General features: G+C 65.6%; 21 protein-coding genes and 1 tRNA gene. 5 read left to right on the top strand and 17 right to left on the bottom strand.

Going from position 1 to position 22,816, the window contains the following annotated elements; translation table 11 throughout:
• Positions 1 to 46: 46 nt before the first annotated feature.
• Positions 47 to 121 (bottom strand) — tRNA-Thr (locus tag H7H34_RS05340).
• A gap of 203 nt (positions 122 to 324) precedes the next feature.
• Here H7H34_RS05340 and H7H34_RS05335 point away from each other — a divergent pair.
• Complete coding sequence (locus H7H34_RS05335) at positions 325 to 516, top strand: hypothetical protein (protein WP_185926643.1); 192 nt, start codon at positions 325 to 327, stop codon at positions 514 to 516.
• Positions 517 to 614: 98 nt separating this feature from the next.
• Here H7H34_RS05335 and H7H34_RS05330 read toward each other — a convergent pair whose 3' ends face one another.
• From H7H34_RS05330 to ccoG, 5 genes are all read right to left on the bottom strand, one after another.
• Positions 615 to 1,139 (bottom strand): response regulator, encoded by a 525-nt coding sequence (locus tag H7H34_RS05330; RefSeq protein WP_067221173.1) that lies wholly within the window; start codon positions 1,137 to 1,139, stop codon positions 615 to 617.
• A 26-nt stretch (positions 1,140 to 1,165) separates the two neighbouring features.
• A complete protein-coding gene (gene ccoS / locus H7H34_RS05325) occupies positions 1,166 to 1,342 on the bottom strand; it encodes a cbb3-type cytochrome oxidase assembly protein CcoS (protein WP_120268865.1) in 177 nt (58 codons plus the stop codon).
• On the bottom strand, positions 1,342 to 3,612 hold the full coding sequence (locus H7H34_RS05320) for a heavy metal translocating P-type ATPase (RefSeq protein WP_185924480.1): 2,271 nt from the start codon (positions 3,610 to 3,612) through the stop codon (positions 1,342 to 1,344). The genes ccoS and H7H34_RS05320 overlap by 1 nt, the downstream gene beginning before the upstream one ends.
• Positions 3,613 to 3,641: 29 nt before the next feature.
• Positions 3,642 to 4,163 (bottom strand): FixH family protein, encoded by a 522-nt coding sequence (locus tag H7H34_RS05315; protein WP_185924479.1) that lies wholly within the window; start codon positions 4,161 to 4,163, stop codon positions 3,642 to 3,644.
• A gap of 108 nt (positions 4,164 to 4,271) precedes the next feature.
• Positions 4,272 to 5,729, bottom strand: a complete 1,458-nt coding sequence (gene ccoG, locus H7H34_RS05310) for a cytochrome c oxidase accessory protein CcoG (RefSeq protein WP_209006162.1) — start codon at positions 5,727 to 5,729, stop codon at positions 4,272 to 4,274.
• A gap of 387 nt (positions 5,730 to 6,116) precedes the next feature.
• Here ccoG and H7H34_RS05305 point away from each other — a divergent pair, with 387 nt between their 5' ends.
• On the top strand, positions 6,117 to 8,111 hold the full coding sequence (locus H7H34_RS05305) for a copper amine oxidase (protein ID WP_185924478.1): 1,995 nt from the start codon (positions 6,117 to 6,119) through the stop codon (positions 8,109 to 8,111).
• 76 nt (positions 8,112 to 8,187) lie between these two features.
• Complete coding sequence (qhpR, locus tag H7H34_RS05300) at positions 8,188 to 9,246, top strand: AraC-like transcriptional regulator QhpR (RefSeq protein WP_185924477.1); 1,059 nt, start codon at positions 8,188 to 8,190, stop codon at positions 9,244 to 9,246.
• An 87-nt stretch (positions 9,247 to 9,333) separates the two neighbouring features.
• On the opposite strand, the gene H7H34_RS05295 is transcribed toward qhpR, so the two are convergent.
• The 8 genes from H7H34_RS05295 to ccoN all read right to left on the bottom strand — a co-directional run bounded on the left by H7H34_RS05295 (position 9,334) and on the right by ccoN (position 17,892).
• Positions 9,334 to 11,226, bottom strand: a complete 1,893-nt coding sequence (locus H7H34_RS05295; protein WP_209006161.1) for an amidohydrolase — start codon at positions 11,224 to 11,226, stop codon at positions 9,334 to 9,336.
• Between the two features lie 317 nt (positions 11,227 to 11,543).
• A complete protein-coding gene (locus H7H34_RS05290) occupies positions 11,544 to 13,259 on the bottom strand; it encodes a peptidoglycan-binding domain-containing protein (RefSeq protein WP_185924475.1) in 1,716 nt (571 codons plus the stop codon).
• Between the two features lie 46 nt (positions 13,260 to 13,305).
• Positions 13,306 to 13,728 carry an SH3 domain-containing protein gene (locus H7H34_RS23685; protein ID WP_185924474.1) on the bottom strand — a complete coding sequence of 141 codons (423 nt, stop codon included), beginning with the start codon at positions 13,726 to 13,728 and terminating at the stop codon, positions 13,306 to 13,308.
• Between the two features lie 7 nt (positions 13,729 to 13,735).
• Positions 13,736 to 14,233, bottom strand: coding sequence for a hypothetical protein (locus H7H34_RS05280; RefSeq protein ID WP_185924473.1), 498 nt, complete (start codon positions 14,231 to 14,233; stop codon positions 13,736 to 13,738).
• Between the two features lie 211 nt (positions 14,234 to 14,444).
• Positions 14,445 to 15,323, bottom strand: a complete 879-nt coding sequence (gene ccoP, locus H7H34_RS05275) for a cytochrome-c oxidase, cbb3-type subunit III (protein ID WP_120268856.1) — start codon at positions 15,321 to 15,323, stop codon at positions 14,445 to 14,447.
• 3 nt (positions 15,324 to 15,326) lie between these two features.
• A complete protein-coding gene (locus tag H7H34_RS05270) occupies positions 15,327 to 15,482 on the bottom strand; it encodes a cbb3-type cytochrome c oxidase subunit 3 (protein WP_067221152.1) in 156 nt (51 codons plus the stop codon).
• 10 nt (positions 15,483 to 15,492) lie between these two features.
• Positions 15,493 to 16,227 carry a cytochrome-c oxidase, cbb3-type subunit II gene (gene ccoO, locus H7H34_RS05265; RefSeq protein WP_120268855.1) on the bottom strand — a complete coding sequence of 245 codons (735 nt, stop codon included), beginning with the start codon at positions 16,225 to 16,227 and terminating at the stop codon, positions 15,493 to 15,495.
• A 12-nt stretch (positions 16,228 to 16,239) separates the two neighbouring features.
• Positions 16,240 to 17,892 carry a cytochrome-c oxidase, cbb3-type subunit I gene (gene ccoN, locus H7H34_RS05260; RefSeq protein ID WP_120268854.1) on the bottom strand — a complete coding sequence of 551 codons (1,653 nt, stop codon included), beginning with the start codon at positions 17,890 to 17,892 and terminating at the stop codon, positions 16,240 to 16,242.
• A gap of 306 nt (positions 17,893 to 18,198) precedes the next feature.
• Between ccoN and H7H34_RS05255 the strand changes: the two genes are divergently transcribed.
• A complete protein-coding gene (locus H7H34_RS05255; protein WP_185924472.1) occupies positions 18,199 to 18,762 on the top strand; it encodes a GNAT family N-acetyltransferase in 564 nt (187 codons plus the stop codon).
• Positions 18,763 to 18,767: 5 nt separating this feature from the next.
• Here H7H34_RS05255 and H7H34_RS05250 read toward each other — a convergent pair whose 3' ends face one another.
• Positions 18,768 to 19,805 carry an AbrB family transcriptional regulator gene (locus H7H34_RS05250; protein ID WP_185924471.1) on the bottom strand — a complete coding sequence of 346 codons (1,038 nt, stop codon included), beginning with the start codon at positions 19,803 to 19,805 and terminating at the stop codon, positions 18,768 to 18,770.
• A gap of 173 nt (positions 19,806 to 19,978) precedes the next feature.
• Between H7H34_RS05250 and hemN the strand changes: the two genes are divergently transcribed.
• Positions 19,979 to 21,328: an oxygen-independent coproporphyrinogen III oxidase gene (gene hemN, locus H7H34_RS05245; RefSeq protein WP_185924470.1), complete on the top strand. Its 1,350-nt coding sequence runs from the start codon at positions 19,979 to 19,981 to the stop codon at positions 21,326 to 21,328.
• A gap of 113 nt (positions 21,329 to 21,441) precedes the next feature.
• Here the strand turns inward: hemN and H7H34_RS05240 are convergent, their stop codons facing one another.
• Positions 21,442 to 22,140: a Crp/Fnr family transcriptional regulator gene (locus H7H34_RS05240; RefSeq protein ID WP_120268850.1), complete on the bottom strand. Its 699-nt coding sequence runs from the start codon at positions 22,138 to 22,140 to the stop codon at positions 21,442 to 21,444.
• A gap of 222 nt (positions 22,141 to 22,362) precedes the next feature.
• Positions 22,363 to 22,701, bottom strand: coding sequence for a response regulator (locus H7H34_RS05235; protein ID WP_208996693.1), 339 nt, complete (start codon positions 22,699 to 22,701; stop codon positions 22,363 to 22,365).
• Between the last annotated feature and the right edge of the window lie 115 nt (positions 22,702 to 22,816).

Raw genomic sequence — 22,816 nt, 5'->3', positions numbered from 1 at the left:
CAAGCGGCTGAAAAGCAAGAGACAATAACGATTTCAAGGGGATGAATGGTGCTGCCGGAGAGATTTGAACTCTCGACCTCTCCCTTACCAAGGGAGTGCTCTACCCCTGAGCTACGGCAGCGATGAGCGCGGGTTTATGCGCAAATTCCGGCATGGTCAAGAGGGGTTCACGGGTTTTGACACCGCAATCCACGCCCCATCCACCCGACAGGTACAAAGCGCGACGCGCAGCGGGCGCGCGGGGCCGCCGGCCTTGCCAAAATGACGGCTTTTCCGGCATATCCTGACGGGCAAGACTTCAGGAAAAACGACGCGAGACGCTGCGTGACAGACCGCACACGACAGACGGACGACAAGGCGAAAACCGGAACCGGGGGAAAACCGGCCGGCCGTCGGCCCGGCGGCCGCGACGAGGCCCGCGAGGCGCGGCTCGCGGCGGCGCTGCGCGCCAACCTGCGCCGGCGCAAGGCGGCCGGGCAACGCGACACGGACAGCTCGTCCCAGGACGAGAGCTGAACGCGCGCGGTTGATCGCCGCCCAGCCGGCGGCCGGGCGGGCAGACGCATACGTCTTCTGCGTTCGTTGACTGGGACTGGAAACGTCGACCGTGTGGTTCAGGCTGCCTGCCCGTCCTCGCCGTTTTCCATGCCCTGCCAGATCTTTTGCCGGTTGCGGATCTCACGGGGAGCGGGGCCGAAGTAACTGGGCGTCTTCACGAAATCCCGCGGCTGCATGATCACGCTGTTGACGCGCTGATAGAGCGCCTTGGCCGAGATCGGCTTGGAGAGCAGCTCATGCACGCCGAGACGCCGCGCCTCGATGATGCGGCTGCGCTCGGTATGGCCCGTCACCATGATGATCGGAATATAGGCGAAGGGATTGTGAGGATTGCGGATCATGCGCACCATGTCGGCGCCGTCGAGGATCGGCATCACCCAATCCAGAATCAGGATGTCCGGATTGGCGCGTTCCATGGCCTCCAGGCCGGACGCGCCATCTTCCGCCTCGACGATCCGCCGCGCGCCGAATCCCTGCAGCATCGTGCGCAGGATCGTACGCATGTAAGCGCTGTCTTCGACGAGAAGAAAGGTCAGGGATGCCAGATCAAGCGACACGTTCAACCTCCGATGCCAGACCATATGGCACGGGAAATCTGAAATAACGGTTATCCCCGCCCGTCGTTTTTGCCATCTCCCTCCGGCAGGTCGTCATCCTGCAGGATCCGGTACTTGGCCCCCTCCAGGTCCTCGTACTGGCCGGACTTGAGCGACCACAGAAACCCGGCAAGGCCGAGCAGGCCGAGCACCAGGGCGACGGGAATGAGATAGACCAGGACGTCCATCAGGCAGCCTTCCCTTCAAGGCCCGACGTTGCCGGCCCGGCGGCCACCGGCACCGCCTCGGGCGGGGCAGCGATATCGGGCTGGCGCGACAGGCGCAGCCGAAGCGCGTTCAGCGTCACCACCAGGGATGAGGAGGACATGGCAAGCGCCGCCCAGAGCGGTGTGACGAAGCCGGCCACGGCGAACGGTACGGCCACGAAATTGTAGAGCATGGAAAAGCGCAGGTTCTGCACCATCGCCTTGTGCGCGCGGCGGGAGTGCCCCAGCGCCTCGGCGACGGGGGCGAGCCTGTCGCCGAGGAAAACCGCATCCGCGGCGGCCTGCGCCACATGGACCGCCGTCACCGGCGAGATCGAGACATGGGCGGCGGCAAGCGCCGGGGCGTCATTGAGCCCATCTCCGACCATCAGCACCTTGCGCCCCTCGCCGGCCAGCTGTTCCAGCCGCGCGATCTTCGCCGTCGGGGTGAGTTCGCCCGCCCAGTCGTCGATACCGAGTTCGCGCGCCACTTCCTCTACCGGCGCTGTGCGGTCGCCGGACAGGATCGCCATCCGGTAGCCCTCGCGGCGCAGGCGTTCCACGGTCTCCACCGCGTCCGGGCGCAGCCGCTGGCCGACGGCAAACGGCACGGCCGGGGCATCCCCGTCGCGGAAGGCGATCAGCGAGCTGCCCGGATGCCGGTGGACGAACTCCGCTACGGCGCCCTCCTGCATGCCGCAGAAGCGGGCGCTGCCGAGCCGAAGCTCCCGCCCCTCGAACGTGGCCCCGATGCCCTCGCCCGGCGTCTCGCGGACGTTCTCGAGCGGGATGGACGCGCCGGAGGCGCGCGCAAGCGCGCCGGCAAGCGGGTGGCGGCTCGCCAGTGCCAGCCGGCCCGCCAGTTGCAGGACCTGCGGATCGATATCCCCAGTGGCCGCGACCGCCGGCAGCGGCAGCGTCAGCGTACCGGTCTTGTCGAAGACGATGGTGTCCGCCTCGGCCAGCCGCTCGATCGCATCGCCCGAATGCAGCAGCACGCCGGCGCGGAACAGGAGACCGGACGTGACCACCTGGACCGCCGGAACGGCGAGGCCGAGCGCGCAGGGGCAGGTGATGATCAGCACGGAAATCGCAATGACCAGCGCATGCTGCCAGTCGGCACCGACCAGATACCAGCCGGCGAAGGTGAGAAGCGCGGCAAGATGCACGACCGGCGAATAAAGGCGCGCCACCCGGTCGGCGAGCTGGACATAGCGCGAGCGGGCCTGCGCGGCGGTTTCCAGCAGGCGCGTCACCTCGTCGAGCAACGTCGCGCCGGAGGCAACCGTGACCTGCACGGTGAGACTGGCGGAGGCGTTGGTGGTGCCGGCATAGACCGCATCGCCCGGGCCGACGGAGGCAAGCGCCGTCTCGCCGGTGACAAGGCTCTGGTCGATCTCCGAGCGGCCGGCGACGACGCGCCCGTCCAGCGGCACGCGCTCGCCGGCGCGCACATGGATCAATGCGCCCGGATCGACCCGCGACAGCGGCACCTCGCGCAAGGAGCCGTCGGGCCGCTGGATCACCGCTGTCTCTGCCTTGAGCGCGGCGATGTTTTCGGCAAAAGCCCGCGTCCGCCGGCGCATCGTGTGGTCGAGATAGCGGCCGATCAGCAGGAAGAACAATAGCATCACGGCGGATTCGAAATAGGCGTGATGAGCCGACTGGACGGTCTGCATGACTGAAAGGAATAACGCGAGGCTGACGCCGATGACGATCGGCACATCCATGTTGAGCCGGCGCGCAGCCAGCGCTGCGAAGGCCGAGCGCAGGAACGGCCGTCCGGCATAGACGGCGGCCGGCAACGCGATTAGCGCCGATACCCAGTGGAAGAAGTCGCGGGTTTCCGGATCGATGCCGCTGGCGTTGCCCGACCAGACCGAGACAGACAGCAGCATGATGTTCATCATGGCGAAGCCGGAAACGGCAAGCGCGCGCAGCAACTCGCGCCCTGCTGCGTCGGAGCGCTCGCGCACATCCGCCGGATCGAAGGGATGGGCCCGATAGCCGAGCCGCGACAGGACGTCGATGATCCGCTCGGCATCCGTCTCCTCCTGCCGCCAGTCGACGGCAAGGCGGTGGCTGGTCAGGTTGAGGCGGGCCTTTTCGACGCCGGGCACGAGCGCGAGGCCATGCTCGATCTCGGCCATGCAGGCGGCACAGGTCACCCCTTCGACGGCGAGGTCCATATGCGCCTTGCCGTCGTCCTTCAGCGTGACGAATGCGTCCCAGTCGCGCTCATGCACGGTCATGTCGCCTGCCGCCTTTCCTAGCCGGCCGTCTATTCGGAAAAGAAGACGCGGTTCTGCGAGCGGAAGGTCTCGCCTTCGGCGCCGGAACTCGCATCGAGCTGCAGGATCCAGCGGCCGGCCGCAACGTCTTCGGCCTCGGCCGAATAGCGGCCGAGTTCGCCCTCGCTCAGCACCAGCTTGCGGGCCGGCTCGGGGCTTGCAGGGCGCTGCAGCGTTGCCTCGACCGACAGGCCGGTCAGAGGATTGCCGGCGGCATCGAGCGCGGAGACCTGGATGCGGGCGATACCGTCGCTGTTGCGTGTGACTTCGCCGCTGACGTTCCAGTTCAGCTCGCCTTGCGCGCGCGATGCGGCGATCTCGCCGTTATAGGCCTGCCCTGCCTCATAGGCCCGGTCGGTCACCACGCCAGGGAAGGAGGACAGCGCGAAATAGACGAAGAAGATGTTGGCAACGAGCATCACGAAGAAGAAGCTGCCGAGCCAGATCAGCACGGTCCGGCCCGTTACCTTGCGCTCGGCGGGGTGCGTCGTTACAGCGCGGGATGCGGTCATGTCGAGCCTCTGATCGATGCAATTTTCCATGCGGGCGATCCTACCGGATGGGGGAGGCTTGCGACAGACGCAAGCCTCCGGTCAGGATTAGTACGTGCCGGCCGCGACTTAGGGTGCCTTGAAGAAGTCGCTCGCCGTCGCCGTGTCGCCGCTTGCCATGTCGCGCAGGCGGAAGACGATCGGCGTCGACTTGTCGAGCTGCGCATCACCCGGCGAGAAGACCAGCACGCGCAGCTCGCGCGTGGTGTCGACCCCGACGGTGATGATCGGCGCACCGTCGACATGCTCGCTGATGCCGACGACCTCTACGCGGGTGCCCTCAGGCATGCCTTCCACAGACAGGGCGAACTCGCGCGCGCTCAGCCGCTTGTTGAGCATGCGGATGGTGTAGCCGTTGCGCACACCGCCGTCGGACAGCTCCACGTAGATCGGGTTGCGGTCGTGCAGAACGCTCATGCCCTCGTGCTGACGCATGGCCAGCGCATATGCCATGATCGCGCCGACCAGCACGATGATCGCGGCATAGATGACGGTACGCGGACGGACCATCCGCACGACGGTCTCCTCGCCCGCCATCCGGCGCTTGATGTTGTCGTCGGTGTCGTAGGCGATCAGGCCGTGCGGCTTGCCGATCTTGTCCATGACCGTGTCGCAGGCATCGATGCACAGTCCGCACTGGATGCAGCCGAGCTGGGTTCCGTTGCGGATGTCGACGCCGGTCGGACAGGCATGGACGCACTGGTAGCAGTCGATGCAGTCGCCGGCGGGCAGCCCCTCGTCGACGCGCTTGCGGCTCTGCTTCAGCGAGCCGCGCGGCTCGCCGCGGTCATAGCGGTAGGTGACGTTGAGCGCGTCCTCGTCCGTGAGCGCTGCCTGGATGCGCGGCCAGGGGCACAGGAAGATGCAGACCTGCTCGCGCATGTGACCGGCCAGCGCGTAGGTGGTGAAGGTGAGAATGCCGATCCACAGATAGGCCGAGAACGGCGCCTCGCCGGTCGCCAGCGATTTAACCAAGGTCGGCGCGTCGGCGAAGTAGAGTACCCAGGCACCGCCCGTCCACCAGGCGATCATCAGCCACAAGGTGTGCTTGGAAAACTTCTGCAGGACCTTGGCGACGCTCCAGCGCTCGGCATCGAGCAACATCCGCTCGCGCCGGTCGCCCTCGATCTGGCGTTCGACCCACAGGAACAGGTCGGTCCACACGGTCTGAGGGCACAGGTAGCCACACCAGATCCGGCCGGCGACGGCGTTCATCAGGAACAGCGCCATCGCCGCGAGGATCAGCAAGCCGGTGAGGTAGTAGACCTCCTGCGGCCAGATCTCGATGAAGAAGAAATAGGCGCGCCGGCCGGCAAGATCGATGAGGACGGCCTGATCCGGCGCGTCGGGACCCCGGTCCCAGCGCACGAAGGGCAGAAAATAGTAGATGCCGAGCGTGGCGAAGAGCACCGCCCACTTGATCTTCCGGAAGGTGCCGTGCACCGCCATCGGATAGATCTTCTTGGCCGAGGCAAACCATTCGTCCGGCTGGCCGCCGGCACCGGTGGTGTCCGTTTCTGCGCGCATTGTTCCGTCCATGTCACTGGGCTCCGCTATCCCGTCTCGGGACACCCTTGGAAGCTGCGGTTCACCCGATCAGGGCGACACTAGCGCCGAGCACGAGCGATCGGATTGCGACACGTCAACTCCGCGACAATCCGCCGCCGACAGCCGGCATCAGCCACCCCGTCTTTCCGCGTGACTAGCATTTCGAGCCCCTGCCCGCCTTGATCGGCATCAAGCCGGACAGGCGCACGCTGCGCCGGAGATCCAGAGCAATCCTGCGCTTCTGGCCACAATTGCACAACCCATCCTTCTGTCCGGCCCTATTTTGCCTCCAGGGCGGCAACGACCGGACGACAGATCCGGCACCGCCTATCCAGACGGGATAATTTTTGAGGAGGGGCATTCCCCATGCCGCATATTCATCGCTTCGCAGCCGGCTTCATGGCTGCGGGACTGCTTGCGTCGACCGCGCTGCCGGCGGCAAGCCATCCGCTCGACGCCTTGAGCGAGGCGGAGATCACCGAGGCCGTCGCCCTGCTGACCGCCGCCGGACGGACGGGCGAAGGCACGCTCTATCCCTATATCTCTCTGAAGGAGCCGGAAAAGTCCGTAGTGCTCGGCTGGAGCGAGGGCGATCCGGAACCGCGTGCCGTCGAGGTGCATTTCAAGACCACCGAGGGCATCTTCGTCGCCGAGGTGGACCTTGCGGGCGACCGCGTAGTCTCGGTCGAACCGGCGCCCGCCGAGACGATGATCCTGGTTGCCGAGTTCATGACCGCGATGGAGCTTGCGACCTCCAACCCGCAGTTCATCGAGGGTCTGGCCAAGCGCGGGCTCAAGCCCGAGCAGCTGTTCTGCCTGCCGCTGACCGCCGGCCTCTTCGGCATGCCGGAGGAAGACGGCCGGCGCCTGATGAAGGTGCCGTGCTACGTCCTGCCGGAGGGTTCAAATTTCTACGCCAAGCCGGTGGAAGGCCTCTATGCCGTGGTCGATCTCAACGCCGGATCTGTGGTCGAGGTGTTCGATACCGGTGTGAGGCCCGTGCCGGAGGACGGTTGGGGCTACACGGAAGCGGAAGTGGAGGCACGCACCGGCGCTCTTCGTCCGCGCGGCAATCCGGTCACCCTGTCGCAGCCGGGCGGCTCCAACGTCACCATCGAGAACGGCCTGATCTCCTGGGACATCTGGCGGTTCCGCGCCCGTGTCGACAAGCGCCCCGGCGTTGTGCTGTCGAACATCGAGGCCCGTGACGGCGAGCGCTGGCGCTCCGTGCTTTACCAGGCGCATCTGTCCGAGGTCTTCGTGCCCTATATGGATCCGGACGAGGGCTGGTACTGGCGCACCTACATGGACAGCGGCGAGTACGGCTTCGGCATCTTCCTCACTCCGCTCAGGGCCGGCGTCGACTGTCCGGCCCACGCCACTTTCCTGCCGGCGGTGGTGCATACCGACCAGGGCACGCCGCTCTCCATTCCCGATGCGATCTGCATCTTCGAGCGCAATATCGGCGACCCGGCCTGGCGGCACTTCGAGATCTTCGCGCAGAGCGAGAGCGAGCAGGTGCCGGCGGAAGGACGCCCCGCGACGCAGCTGGTGGTCCGCTCGGCTTCCGAGGTCGGCAACTACGACTATCTGGTCGACTACGTCTTCCATCAGGACGGCCGGCTCGACGTGATGGTCGGCTCCACCGGTCTCGACGCGGTGAAGGGCGCGGTCATCAAGTCGATGCGCGACGAGGGAGCAGCCGAGGAAACCCGCTACGGCACCTTGATTGCGCCGAACCTGATTGCGCCCAATCACGACCACTACTTCAACTTCCGCCTCGACTTCGACATCGACGGCCAGGCCAACAGCTTCATGCGCACGGGGCTGGTGCCGGGCAAGCCGGAAGACGGAGCGCCGCGCCGTTCGTTCTGGGTGACCGAGACGAAGATGGCGATGAGCGAACTCGGCGGGCGCTACAAGGTCAACCCGGACACGCCGGCCATGTATCACGTCATGAACATGGGCGCCGACGGGCCGCTCGGCCATCATCCGGGCTACATGATCGTACCGGGCAACAGCGTCGCCTACTCGCCGTTCGACTACTCCGGCGACATGCCGATGAAGCGCAACGCCTATGTCGAGTACACGCTATGGAACACGCCCTACAGCACGACCGAGCGTTATGCTGGCGGGCGCTTCGCCTTCCAGAGCGACGGCTCGGACACGCTGGCCACCTGGACGCAGCAGGACCGGCCCATCGACAACACCGACATCGTCACCTGGTACACGATGGGCTTCCACCACGTGCCCCATACCGAGGATTGGCCGGTGATGTCGACCATGTGGAAGGGATTCACGCTGCGGCCCTTCAACTTCTTCCCCCACAACCCGGCGCTGACCATCCGCCTGCCGGAGTAGCACGGAACGGCCACGCGCCATGATTGACAGTCCCGGATCCGCCGCCCACCATCGGGCGACGGATCCGGAGCCGGCCATGCACGCCTCGCAACATCCCTTGCGCCACGCATCGTCCAACGCCTTGCCTCCCGCCTCGCCCGCCTTTCGGGCGACGATCTCCGCCGCCGCGCTGCCGCTGATCAGCGACGTGATGGCAGGCGCCGGGCTCGACGCGCCCCGTGCCTTTGCCGAGACGGGTCTCAGCATCAAGCTCGCTCCCTCGCACGCGATCCCCCTCGACCGGTTCACGACCTTGCTGGAAAACGCCGGGCGCCAGGCCGGTACCCAGGCCTGCCTGTGGTCCTGCGGCCGACGGATCGCGGCCCCCGCACTGGCAACGCTGTTTCCCTCGGGCCTTGTCGAAACGCGGCTCGGCGGGCTCCTGTCCCGGCTTCTGGCCGACCTGCAGGCACTGCAGGAGGGCACGACCTTCGAGCTGCAGGTCGAGGGCGACACCTGCACCCTCGCCTATCGCATCCACGACCCGCGGATCTGGCCGCGCTCGCGCGATGCCGAGTTCACCCTCGGCTTCCTGCATGCGGTGACCGAGCGGTTCGCCGGCACCGTTCCGACGGTGGAACTGGCGCTGGAACACGAGCAGGACGGCTGCCGCGCGGCGCTTGCCCGGCAAGCCGGCTGCGTGCCGCTCTACGGCCAGCGGCTCAACATGCTGGCCTTCCCGGCCCGGCTGCTCGACCTTGCCATTGCGGCCGACGACTTTCCCGTTCCCGGCCATCCGCCCGATCACCTGCAACGGGAACGCTCGGACGGCGACCCCCGGCAGCGCGTCGGCGAGGCGATCCGCCGGCGCGTCGGACAGGGGCCGTTCTCGCAAGGCGACATTGCCGCGGACCTCGGAGTATCGGGACGCAGCCTGCGCCGCCTGCTGGATGCGGACGGGCCGAGTTTTCGCGCGATGACCGACGACGCACGGCTCGACTATGCGCTGTGGGCCTTGCAGCGCACGCGGCTGCCGGTCGGGGAGATCGCCTGGCGGCTCGGCTACACCGATCAGGGCGCCTTCGCGCGCGCCTTCAGGAAGGCGACTGGCGCCCCGCCGAGCAGTCTGCGCAAGGACGCGGGCGCCCCCGACTAGCGCGGGGCTGCCCCCCCCTTTCACGATGCAAAACGCCCGGGACCATCCGATCCCGGGCGTTCTTTCAGTTCGGCAAGGGTGTTGCGGTCAGCGGGTGCTGGCAGGCGCCTGTGCGCCAAAGCCGGCCGCAAAGGCCTGGTATAGAAGATCGGGCCCATGCGCATGGCCGCCGGCAGCCTCGACGCTGGCCGAGGCGTTGCGCAGGAAGTTGCCGAGGGCGTCGCTGCCGTCAGGCCCCGGGCGCATCCGCAGGTTGCCCTGCTTCTCTTCGTCCCTGCGGCTGTAGATGGTCTCGCCGTGCTTGATCGTCTCCTGAACCTTCAGCGTGTCCAGCGTCTCGGGATCGATCGCCGTCGGGTCCTGGCTCAGGATGATGAGATCGGCGACCTTGCCGGTCTCGATCGATCCCTTCTGCCCCTCTTCGAAGTGCTGATAGGCCGGCCAGATCGTCATCGCCTTCAGCGCGGTCATCACATCGACCCGCTGGTTGGGACCGAGGATATCGCCAGACCGCGAGCGCCGGGTCACGGTGGCGTCCAGAATGCGCATGCTGTCGGGGAACGCCACCGGCGCATCGTGGTGGGTGGAGAACATCATGCCGCGCTCGCGCACCCAGCCGGTCGGCGAGATATTGTCAGCATTGACCGGACCGACGGTACGATCGCGGTGCCAGTCGCCCCAGTAGAAGGTGTGCATGGGGAACAACGAGGGGAAGATGTCGAGCTCATCGAGAGCACCAACCTGATCCTGGCGCAGGAACTGGCCGTGGATCAGCACCGGGCGACGGTCGTCGTTGCCGTGCTTCTCGGTCGCGGACTTGATCGCCGCGATCAGCATGTCCGAGGCGCCCTCGCCGTTGGAATGGGTGATGACCTGGACGTTGTTCGCAAACGCCCAGTCGATGGCATCGAACACCTGGTCGCTGCTAGCGGCCGCATAGCCGGCATAGTCCGCACGGAAATGCGAAGGCGGATTGTAGTAGGGGCGGTCGCGCAGGGCCGTGAAACCCTGCGGCGAGCCGTCGATGGTCAGCTTGGCGCCGCCGACACGGAACCCGTTGGTATAGGTCTGCGACACGTTGGCCGCGATGAAGTCGCGATCGACGAGAACGTCCGGATAGGTGACGACATCGATCTTGATGCGGCCGGCATCGGAGGCCCCCTGCATCAGCCTGACGACATTGGGCGTGGAGCGGCCTTCCTGGCCGGTCGTGTAGCCGTAGCTCGCAAGCAGCTCGGTGCCGGCGACGAACAGCTCCTCGCCGCCCGCCTTGTCGAGACCGGAGACCAGCTTCATCAGGGCCGGGAAGAAAGCAGCTTCCTCAAGCACGCCATTGGGCTCGCTGCTGCCGTCCTCGCGCCGGATCACGCCGCCGTCCGGGTTCTTGGTGTCGGCGGTGATGCCCACCGCCTCAAGCGCCTTGGAATTGAAGACACCGATATGCGCGGACTGGTGGATGATCACGATCGGCACGTCGGTCGATACCGCGTCCAGATCCTCGCGCGTGGGATGGCGCTGCTCCTTGAGCTGCGCGTCGTCGTAGCCGAAGCCGAGTACCGTGCCGAGCCGCTTGATGCGCTCCGGATAGGCTCCCTTCCACTCGCGCAGGGTCTCCTGCAGCGCGGCGATGTCGTTGACCTTGCCGTCAGGGGCGGGCTGGGTATTGGCCGACACGGCCTGCACGCCGATCATGAAGGCATGGCCGTGGGCATCGACGAAGCCCGGCAGCATAGCCCGGCCCTTGAGGTCGACGAGCTCGGTGCCCTCGCCCTTGTGCTTCATCACCTCGTCGGCAGAACCGACCGCGATGATCTTGCCATCCTTCTCGGCAACCGCTTCCGCTCGCGGTGCGCCGTCGTTCATGGTCAGGATCGGACCACCGGACCAGATCCGGTCGGCCACCTGTTCGGCAGCGAGGGCAGGCAAGGAACTGACGCCCGCAATCAGAACGGCAACGAGAGGGCTGGACAAGGCTTTCACGATATACTCCACAAACGCGTGTGTTGCCGACGTTCGCAAAGCGATGCACGCGACCATCGGGCTCGAAAATTCCAGCTACACCTTGGACGCGAGATTCTTTCGAGAAGCTGAAGACAGCGCCCCTCTTCGCTTTCCGGATGGGGACAAGTCCTCCCGCAGATGCCCCGACGCTGCGGCGCCGCAACGTCATCTGCAGAACGCAAAGGCGCCTCGAAGGGCGCCTTTGCGTGTGTCTTGCGGTCGGTCAGCGGATCGATTGCCGCTGTTCTCGCGCCACCGCCGGATGCAGATCGACGGACGGAAGGCTGGGCGCCCTGTCAGTTCCAATGCTCCGTCAGTTCGGCAATTCGGCGGCTGTAACCGTTGATGGTCAGGCTGCCGAGCACCGGATTCACAACCCCGTCGTGATCGACGGTCTGCCCCTCGGCAATGGCGTGCATCATCAGTATCTCGCCGGTATCGCCGGCGACATTCCCGGCAAGCAGGCGAATATGCCACTCGGTCGTCTTCCAGTCCTGCGGATTTGCTCCGGCGAGACGGGCGCTCTGCAGGCGCAACACGCCGGAGCCGGAGATTTCACCATCTGGCGAAACGCGAAGATCAAGCTCGCCGGACCCGGTACCATTGCCGGTCTCGGTATTGGCAAGTGTGACCTTACCCATGCCTCCTGTGAAAACGGCCTTGCCCTCGAAGGCAACGTACGGCACCTCGCTGCCGGATCGCGGCGTGTTGTACTGGCGCTTGTCATGCGCGCGGATGTCGTTGCCGCTTATGTGAATCTTGAATTCGCCGTTTTCCGTCAGTCCCCGTCCGTTGTGCGGCTTGAAAAGCGCGCCGTGGAGATGAGCCACCGCGTTGCCGAAACGGCGGCTGAAGCGCGCGACCGGCCATCCGGACGGCGAGCTGTATCCGAAGCTGACCCAGCCTGTCGAAAATGGCCCCTCTGCGTCGTAGCGGCCCACGCTGGCTTTGGCGCGCTGGTAGGACTTCTTTCCGGTCTCGATCACCTCGTAGAATTCCGTGGGCCCTTCGCTCCTGACCAGTTGCAGATTGTCCTCCCACTCCGAGCCGCTCAGCCTTCCAGTTTCCCGGTTGAAGCAGAGGTCAGTCATTTCCAGCACGCGGCGCGTCCCCTCTCCGGTGAAATTGTACCATGCGATGGCCCGGCCGATCTCTCCCTCGCAACCGGCCAGCCGGTGATAGGGATAGGAGCCACCGCCTGCCATTGCGGCGCCGGCCGGCGCGCTACCGGCGGCGGGAGGCTGCGGTCGCGAAGCGGCAGGCGCTGCCGTCGGCGCCGGGGCGACCGGGGCGGGCGTAGATGCGACGCTCATCGCTCCCGCCTTTGCAAGCGCTTCCAGGACGGCGAAATGGGCTGCTGGCAGTTCCTCGTTCGCCGGGAGGCCGTAGCGTTCCTGGAACCGCCGGACCGCGGAGCGTGTCGCCGCATCGCTGATGCCGTCGACCGTGCCGGGATCGAAACCGAGGGCCGCTAGATAGCGCTCGGCAAGCAAGCCCATGCTGGCAGGTCCCTGCCCCGCAGTGCTTGCGACGCCTACCGGCGCAGCATGAGCTGCCGCCCCGGGTGCACCCGCGACCGGGGCCGCGAACCGGGCTGCGGGGCATGCGGAAAGCGCTTGCGACGAGCCGTTGAGCGACAGCCGGGCCTGGGCTCCGCCGGGTGTGGACAGCGTCACCGCGCTCCCCTGCGCGAGCCGGTCCATCAGACTGCGTACCAATTCCGTCTGGGCCGCTGTTTGCGCCTCGAAGCGTCCGTTCGCGAACATAAAGCCGACGGGCGCGCCATCGTCGACCAAGACCGAGGCGGGGCCGGTCGGCGTCATGCCGGCAATCACGATCTCCAGGGAAAGAAGCGGACGACCGCAGAACACGACGAGTTCGCTGCCGTCTGCTGAAACGCCGACGAGGGTGTCGCCATCGAGACGTTCGGAGAACCAGCCCTGCGCCGCCGCGGGACTGCACAGTCCCCAGACGACAACGGACCACAAGGCAAGCCACGAGGAGAAGCGCATTGGGTTCGGTCCTTCGGTGCATACGGGATCGACGGCCAGGACGCTGTCAGCCGGCAAGGTCCGCCAGCCAGTTGCTGTGGATCCAGCCCTTCTTGCCGCGATAGGGCAGAAGCCGCTTTTTGTCTGGCGAGATACAGCTCGGCTGCGAGCCGCCGTAGACGACCCCGAACCATTTGCCCTTGTGGTCGAAGGTGAAAACCTTGTCGCCGTTCCTCAGCCGGCCGATTTCGCGATAGTTCGAGCCCGGACCGGAACGCACCGCAAGGAACCCGTCGCCATCTGCCTTCAACCCGGCAACGACACTTGTCGCGCAGGTCGGCAGGTCGTCCCCGCCATATTCGTAGATCGGCACGTCGAGACCGTCGGCACGGAGGGGATATGCGGCGAGCAAAGGCCCGAGCACCAGACCGAGCGCAGCCGCGGCAGCGCCGCCGCGCAAACGAGAGGAGAAGAGTATAGATGTCTTCACTGTCGTCTCACTTTCTCAATATCGTTCGTTCGCCGAGCAACTGGATGCCCCAGTCGAAGAGCCGGACCCGGATCGTCAGGTCCTGTTCGGGGAAAGCTCCATGAACGCCGAGTTGATGATGGGATCTGTCATCGAGCGGTATGGACCCGCCAGCCGCTGTCAGCCCCTGTTCGCGCAGCCAGTCGAGAACCCTGGGAAACAGCACTGCAGCGTCGAACGCTCCGTACTCCTCGCGGTATACGGCGCAGCTCCGCAGCTCCCTGTCTGGAAGCGTGTCGATGTAGATGGACAGATAGTCCGGTGTGGATCCGGCGGAAATCGCAATCGCCGTACCGTCCGCACTGATCTTCCGGCGCATGGGACGAGGGTCGAAGTCGTCCGAAAGGTGATCGTCGCGTCCTGAGAACACCCTGCTGCACTGGGCGACAAAGGTGCGCCACTGCTCCTGGAAGACGGCGAGCTGGTCCGTTGCCTGCGCCTGTCCAGCCGGGGCAAGCATCGCCAATGCCGCAAGCCCGGCACACGAATATCGCATCAGTCCCCCACCCCGTCGTCCCGCCTGACAGCGACTGTGGTAGCGGGACACCCGCCATGTTGGGCAAAGATGCAAGGCAGGTGCAACCCGCCGGAGGCAGAAAAGCGCTGAATCCGCGTCGTAAACGAAAAAAGGCGCCCCGAAGGGCGCCTTTCCGTGTGTCTTCCGGTCGGTCAGCGGATCAATTGCCGCCGCCCAGGGCGTGGACGTAGACCGCCAGCGACTTCACCGTCGCCGGATCGAGGCGCGGGGCCCAGGCCGGCATGACGCTGTTGCGGGCGTTGGTCACCTGCGCGCGGATCGCGTCGACCGACTTGCCATAGAGGTAGTTGTTGGCGGTCAGATTGGGAGCACCGACCTCCTTCATCCCCTTCAGGTCGTCGCCGTGACAGGCGGCGCAGTTCTCGACATAGACCTGCTCGCCGGCGGCAAGGTCGACGCCCGCTTCCGGCTCGAGGCCCGCACGGCTGCCGACGAAGTTTGCCACCTGGGTGATCTGCTCCTTGTCGAGCATGCCGTCGGCGCCGAAGGAGGGCATGTCGCCCATGCGCGTCTCGTCATGACCCGAGCGGATGCCGTATTGCAGCGTCTGGTGGATTTCCTCCAGCGAGCCGCCCCAGATCCAGTTGTCGTCCTGCAGGTTCGGATAGCCGGTCGCACCCAGCGCGCCGGTGCCGTGGCAGGCGGCGCAGTTGTCGCCGAAGGCGGCACGGCCGTTGGCCATGGCGAACTCCAGCAGCGACTGGGTGGACTCGATCTCCTCGAGCGAGGCATTGACCAGCGTCTCGCCGATCTGCGCCCGCTCCGCCATCCCGGCCTCGTACGCGGCCAGCGCATTGGCGCGCTGGCTGTCGCCGAGAACGCCGGCCGTGTAGCTGGAGACCAGCGGCCAGGACGGATAGACCACCCAGTAGCCGATGGACCACACGATCGTGGCGTAGAAGATGTAGAGCCACCACTTCGGCAGCGGATTGTTCAGTTCCTTCAGGCCGTCCCACTCGTGTCCGGTCGTCTCGACGCCGGAGATGTGGTCGACCTCCTTCTTGTACCCGTCAGCCATGTCTCAATCCTCCCGCAAGGGGATCTGTGCCGCGTCGTCGAAGCGCTTGGCGTTTCTCGGCCAGAGCGCATAGGCGACCACGCCTGCGAAAAGCACCACGAAATAGACCAGTCCCCACGTCTGGGCGAAGCTGGCGGCGGCCTCGTAACTCTCGTTCATCACCGCCTCCTCAGCGCAGGTTGGCCTTGTTGTCGTAGATCGAGAAGTCGACCAGCGTGCCGAGCATCTGGAGATAGGCGACCAGCGCGTCCATCTCCGTCACCTTGCTCGGATCGCCGTCGAAATCGCGGACGATCGCGTTCGGATAGCGCTCCAGGAACCCGTCCACGGCCGCACTGTCGGGCGAAGCCTGGGCGATCATGTCGGCGGCGGCCTCGGAGACCTGGGTCTCGTCATAGGGAACGCCGACGGCACGGTTCGCCTTCAGGTGATCCGCGATGCCGCGGGTCTCCACCTTCGCCTCGAGCAGGAACGGATAGCCGGGCATGATCGATTCCGGCACCACCGAGCGCGGATCGGCCAGGTGGTCGCGATGCCACTCGTCGGAGTACTTTCCGCCGACGCGGGCAAGGTCCGGACCGGTACGCTTGGAGCCCCACTGGAAGGGGTGGTCATACATGCTCTCGGCCGCCAGGCTGAAGTGGCCGTAACGCTCCAGTTCGTCGCGCATCGGGCGCACCATCTGCGAGTGGCAGAGATAGCAGCCCTCGCGGATGTAGATGTTGCGGCCCGCCAGTTCCAGCGGGGTGTAGGGACGCATGCCCTCCACCTTCTCGATCGTGCTCTTCAGGTAGAAGAGCGGGGCGATCTCGACCAGGCCGCCGATGGAGACCACGATCAGGATGCCGATGACGAGAATCAGGGAGTGCTTCTCGAAGATTTCGTGTTTGTTCCAAAGGGACATTTTGCTCTCCCCTTACTCGGCCGGAGCCATGGCGCCGGCGGGAAGGGCTTCGGCTTCTTCAGCCTCGCCATGCCGCACGGTCATCCAAAGGTTGTAGGCCATGATCAGCGAGCCTGCGACGAACAGGGCGCCGCCCAGGGCACGGATGACATAGAAGGGATGCATGGCTTCGACGGTCTCGATGAACGAGTACTCGAGGAAACCCATGGCATCATAGGCGCGCCACATCAGGCCCTGCATGATGCCCGACACCCACATCGCGCAGATGTAGAGCACGATGCCGATGGTGGAGATCCAGAAGTGCCAGTTCACCAGCTTCAGCGAGTAGACCTGCTTCTTGTTCCACAGCCAGGGGATCAGGCAGTAGAGGGCGCCGAAGGAGATGTAGCCGACCCAGCCGAGCGCACCCGAGTGGACGTGACCGATGGTCCAGTCCGTGTAGTGCGACAGCGAGTTGACGGAACGCAGGCTCATCAGCGGGCCTTCGAAGGTCGACATGCCGTAGAAGGCGATGGAGACGACCATCATGCGCAGCACCGGATCGGTCCGCAGCTTGTCCCATGCACCCGACAGGGTCATCAGGCCGTTGATCATGCCGCCCCAGGAAGGCATCCACAGGATGATCGAGAAGGTGGCACCCAGCGTCGAGGCCCACTGCGGCAGAGCCGTGTAGTGGAGGTGGTGGGGACCGGCCCAGATGTACAGGAAGATCAGCGCCCAGAAGTGCACGATCGACAGGCGGTATGAGTAGACCGGCCGCTCGGCGCGCTTGGGCACGAAGTAGTACATGATGGCCAGGAAGCCGGCGGTCAGGAAGAAGCCGACCGCGTTATGGCCGTACCACCACTGCACCATCGCGTCCTGAACGCCCGCCCACAGGATGTAGGACTTGGTCCCGAACACCGATACCGGCACCGTCAGGTTGTTGATGATGTGCAGCATCGCGATGGTGATGATGAAGGCGAGGTAGAACCAGTTCGCCACGTAGATGTGCGGCTCCTTGCGCTTCCACAGCGTGCCGAGGAAGACGAGGAGATACGCCACCCAGACGATGGTCAGCCACAGATCGGCGTACCACTCCGGCTCCGCATACTCCTTCGACTGCGTCGCGCCGAGCAGGTAGCCCGTACCGGCGATGACGATGAAGAGGTTGTATCCGAGGATGACGAACCAGGGAGCGATCGTGCCCGGCATGCGGGCGCGGCTGGTGCGCTGGACCACGTAGAAGGACGTGGCGAGCAGCACGTTGCCGCCGAAGGCGAAGATCACGGCCGAAGTGTGCAGCGGGCGCAGCCGGCCGAAACTCGTCCAGGGCAGGTCGAAGTTCAGCGCCGGATAGGCGAGCTGCAGGGCGATGATCAGGCCGACCGTGAAGCCGGCGACGCCCCAGAACACGGCCGCCCAGGCGCCGAACTTGATCGGACCCAGGTTGTAGTTCGGCTTGCCGTCGATTTCCTGCGGCGCCGGGACCCGGTCCTCGAAATAGTTCCGGAAGATGATGAAGGCGCCGGCAGCCGCAGCGAGCGAGCCGATAGCGGTGTGAAAAGCCATGACCTGATCATACGTCTTACCGGCGATGATGAGGCAGGCGAAGGCGATCACGACGAGGAATACGGCGAAGAAGCCTTCCTCCATCGTAATGTACTTGGCTTGAGCTTGAGCCATTGGTGGGCGCCCCGAGTCTCTTGGTGATCCAAACCCCGCAGGGTCAAGGCGCAGGTATGGCCGATCGGCTGTTCGACGCCTTGATCCAGGTCAAGACAGCTTGCGGCAAAGCGCGGTCGGGAACATCCGCAAAAGCACGGCTGCGACGATTTGTTTTGGCTTTTTCTGAGTTTAACCGGCCTTCAGGCGCCTTTTCGCGACTTCCCCACAGCCTGGCGCTCTTGAAGAGTGCGATCGCGCTCCCCACTTCCCCGCTTCCGACTCGCCTTTACACGCGCCCTCCCCCCTGATTCACCCCAGGTTGCAATGACGCTTTCCCTGCCTTCGCTTCCCCTTCGCACCGCCCGCCTGATCCTGAGACCTTTCGAAGACCGCGACTACGATGCCTATGCCGCCTATCACGGGCGCAGCGACGTTTACCGCTTCCTCTACAGCTTCCCGCCGGAGGCAGATGAGCTGCGGCAGCAGTTCGAAGGGGCACAGCAGCCGGATCTGTCGAAGGACGGAGCGACGATGACGCTGGCGGTGGAGCGCAGCCAGGACGGCTGCGTGCTCGGCGAAGTTCTTCTGAAGGTCGCAAGCACCGCCGCGCTGCAGGGCGAGCTCGGCTATATCTTCGATCCTGCCCACGCGGGAGCGGGCTATGCGACGGAAGCGGCCGGCGAGGTGCTGCGGGCCGGTTTCGAGAACATCGGCTTTCACCGGATCTTCGCGCGGATCGACGCGCAGAACCACGGCTCGGTGAAGGTGGCCGAGCGGCTCGGGCTGAGGCGCGAAGCGCATTTCCGGCAGAACGACCGGCACGACGGGCGATGGGGCGACGAGTTCGTCTACGCGCTGCTGGCCGAAGAGTGCCCGGCGAGCGGCTGACGGCGTCAGACCACCCGTTTGGGCGGCCCCAGGATTTGCCGGGTCGCGAAGGGAAGAAGCAGAACCATCCCGAAATAACGGGCTAGCTGGTGCGCGGCAACGAAAGCCGGGTCGAGGTCGAGCAGGTAGGCGAGCAGCGTCATCGCCTCCAGCCCGCCCGGCGCATAGGCCAGCAGCAGCTGTCCGAGCGGCAGGCCGAGCAGGCTCGAGGCGAACAGCGAGATCGCCACGGCGATGCTCATGCCCACGGCAAAGGCCCCCAGACTGACCAGAAGAAGCCGCAGCATGTCGCGCAGCGAAATGTTGGTGAACCGGCAACCGATAATGCAGCCGAGCCCGACAAGGGCGGGGATCGTCAGCCATTCGGGCAAGTGGACCGCGACGATGCCGCTGGCATTGAGAGCGGCGCTGACGAAGAAGGGGCCGGTGAGCCATCCGGCGGGAACGCCGGCGCGCTGGAACAGGTAGCCCGAGACAAGCCCGGCCGCGGCGACGAGAGCCAGCGGCAGGAGTTCGATCGGCACGGCCGGAACCACTGCGACGACCTCCGGCTCGCTGCCGGCGATGATCGGCGGCAGCAGGGAGACCAGAATGAACACCCGCAGCGTCTGGGCCACGGCCACCCGCATCGTGTCCGCGCGCGGATAGGACAGCGACAGGATCATCACGTAGGACAAGGCGCCAGGTATCGCAGCGAAATAGGCGGTGTCGCGGTCCCAGCCGGCAACCTTGCGCTGGAACAGGAAGGTCGCGCCGAGCACGGCGGCGACCGAGACCAGCACCAGCAGCATGGTGACTGGCCATTCGCCGATCCGCTCCACCGTCTCCGGCGTGACGCCCGCGCCCATGGTCAGGCCGAGCACGACGAACAGCATGTCGCGCAAGCGGTCGGGAATCGCACAGGAGACACCGGACAGGACCGCGATGGCCGTCGCGACCATTGCTCCCGCGAGCCAGGCCGCAGGCAGCCCGGCCAACTGGAACACACCGCCGCCGAGGGCACCGATCGCCAGCGTCAAAAGAGCTTGCCTGAGTGAGGGCATGAAGATCCGCCGAAGCCCCCAAAGGGCCGGAAAGAGGTGGGTTGCCAAGGCAATAGATCAAGAAAAGCGGCGATCTGCCATGCATTTTACGGGGATCTGCTATGCAGCGGCTGATTTTGCGGAGGTTGAGCAGGATCAAGGTTCGTGATCGGCAAAGTAGGCATTCTCGCCTCATGACCGATCTCGACCAACGCTATGCGACACGCTCCGTGCCGCGCTACACCAGCTACCCGACTGCGCCGCATTTCCATGCTGGCGTGACAGGGGCGACCTATGGCAACTGGCTGGCGGGACTGCCCGCAGATGAGCCGCTCTCGCTCTACCTGCACGTCCCCTATTGCCGGGTGATCTGCAACTATTGCGGCTGCCACACCAAGGCGGCGCGCCGCGACGAGCCGCTGCTCGACTATACGGATGCGCTGCTGGCAGAAATCGACCTGGTCGCGGCCAGGCTGCCGGACCGCATGCAGGCGGTGCACATCCACTGGGGCGGGGGCACACCGAGCCTCCTGCCGCGGCCGCAATTCCTGTCCGTGGTCGAGCGGCTGCACAAGCACTTCTCCTTCTCGCCTGCGCATGAACATGCCATCGAGCTGGATCCGCGCACGGTGACACCGGACCTTGCCGAGACGCTGCGCGAGGCCGGGATCACCCGTGCGAGCCTCGGCGTGCAGGATTTCGATCCGGTGGTGCAGAAGGCCATCGGCCGGGTGCAGCCCTACGAGCAGGTGGCGCAGGCGGTGGAGCGGCTGCGTGCCGTTGGCATCGATGCGCTCAATTTCGACCTGATGTACGGCCTGCCCTTCCAGACGCTGGAAACGATAACCGAGACAATCCGGTTGACGCAGGCGCTCGCGCCCGGACGCATCGCCCTGTTCGGCTATGCCCATGTGCCCTGGATGAAGAAGCACCAGCGGCTGATCGATGAAAGCCGGCTGCCCAATGCGGCCGAGCGGATCGCCATGGCGGACCATGCGCGCGAGAAGCTGCTGGATGCCGGCTACCGGGCCATCGGCCTCGATCATTTCGCCATGCCGGATGACGACATGGCGCTGGCGCTCGATGCCGGGCGGCTGCGGCGCAACTTCCAGGGCTATACGACCGACACGGCCGACACGCTGATCGGGTTCGGTGCCTCCTCCATCGGCAAGCTGCCGCAGGGCTATGTGCAGAACATGCCCGATACCGGCGGCTGGAGCCGGGCGATCAGCGACGGCTTGCTGCCGGTCGCGCGCGGCATCGCACTGGATGCCGACGACCGGGCACGGGCCGAGATCATCGAACAGCTGATGACGGAGCACGCGGCCGACGTCGGCGCCATCGCCGCCGCCCACGGGCTGCCGCTGGCGCATTTTTCCGCCAGCATTGCCGACCTTGCCGAGATGATCGGCGACGGGCTCGTGACGATGGACGGCAGCCGGATCGAGGTCACCCCGCGCGGGGCCCCCTATGCACGTATCGCAGCCGCCGCCTTCGACATCTATCTGCAACGCGGCGTTGCCCGCCATTCCGTTGCCGTGTGAGGCAGCAAGGGCAAAAAGAAACCCCGGACCGATATGGCCCGGGGTCGGAAGGTTGATGCAGAAGTAAAGGGAATGCCTGGCGGCGGGACCATTTCCCGCCGGCAAACCGCAGCTCAGTGAATGCCCGTCAGCTGGCAGAGACCGCAGACGCGCGTCACATGAATACGGTCCTGACGCTCCAGACGGATCACACCGCGCCGCTTCAGTTCGGAAATCACCCGGCTTACGGTCTCGATGGTGAGGCCAAGATAGTCGGCGATCTCCTGGCGGGTCATGTTCAGCACCAGATTGTGCGGGTCGCAGGTATCGGAAGCCGGACCCGCGCAGCCCTCGCCGCCGCGGTTCGGCACCATGCGCATGAAGTAGCTGGCGACACGCTCCATCGCCGACTTGCGGCCGAGCAGCATGGCGTGCTCGTGCAGGCCTTCCATCTGGGCCATCAGGCACCTGGCGACGTGGCCCTGAAGAACGGCGGAGGCATCGACCTCGCGGCGCTCGTGGACCAGAAGGCGCACGGGCGTCAGCGTCTCGGCGGAGACGTCATAGCGCGGTCCGCCGGCGGTCCCGAAGATCATGCCGCGGGTCAGGATCTCCACGACCTGGCGACGCCCGTCGGGCAGGAGCTTGTAGAGCATGATGATGCCGTCCTGCAGCTCGTAGATCCGCTCGGCGGCATCGCCCTCGTAGAAGATCACGTGATGCTGGTCATGGCGCTGGGTGCGCGCCTGCGGGGTCTCCACGGCTTCGCGCGTGCTGCGCGCCGCGACCGCTCCATGCCCCATCGTCTCGGACGTACGTTCCAGGTAGGCCATTGCCCCCTCCTCCTGCCAATTCGGCATTGGCGGATGAAAATCGGCCGCGGGCCCCTGGCCCTGCGAACCGGAGCCGCATCCCGTCCGATGCGCCTCTCCGTCAACGCCGCAAAGTCTAGAAGCGAAGTTGGGGGACCGAAATTCGGTGGTCTTCGTACGACCTATTACCTAGCGTGGCAAAACAACGCATCAGCGCGCACAAAAACAAGCGCCTCGGCAACTTTACAAAAGCGCGACGAGAGCTTCTTCGGTCAGTGGCTTGCGTAAAAGTACAGGCGGCAGATCATCGCCGAACAGCTCTGCGATGGCGCGGCGCGACTGGCCGGTGATGGCGATGACACGCGGAGGCGACGTCAGACGGGCGACCCAGCGGATAAGCTGGACCCCGCTCACTCCCGGCAGGCCGAGGTCAACGATCACAATATCCTGAGACCCGGGAGGCACATGCTCGAAGAAACTCTCGGCGTCAGGATACACCTCGACCTGATGCCCGATTTCCCCAAGCAGCAGGGCAAGCGAATCGCCCACTCCCGGATCGTCTTCGACGATATGGATAGTCACCGTCTTAATCCCGCCGCCCTGGCAGCCCCGAAGCGCGTCCCCCATGGGCCGCAGTCGCGCGACTATAGACCCTTGGGGCGGCGACGAAACTACGGCGGAATACGGAAGCGCCGCG

It is taken from the genome of Stappia sp. 28M-7, assembly GCF_014252955.1.
Taxonomy (GTDB): Bacteria; Pseudomonadota; Alphaproteobacteria; order Rhizobiales; family Stappiaceae; genus Stappia.
The sequence above is the reverse complement of the archived record's forward strand: the minus strand, read 5'-3'. Positions and strand labels throughout refer to the sequence as shown.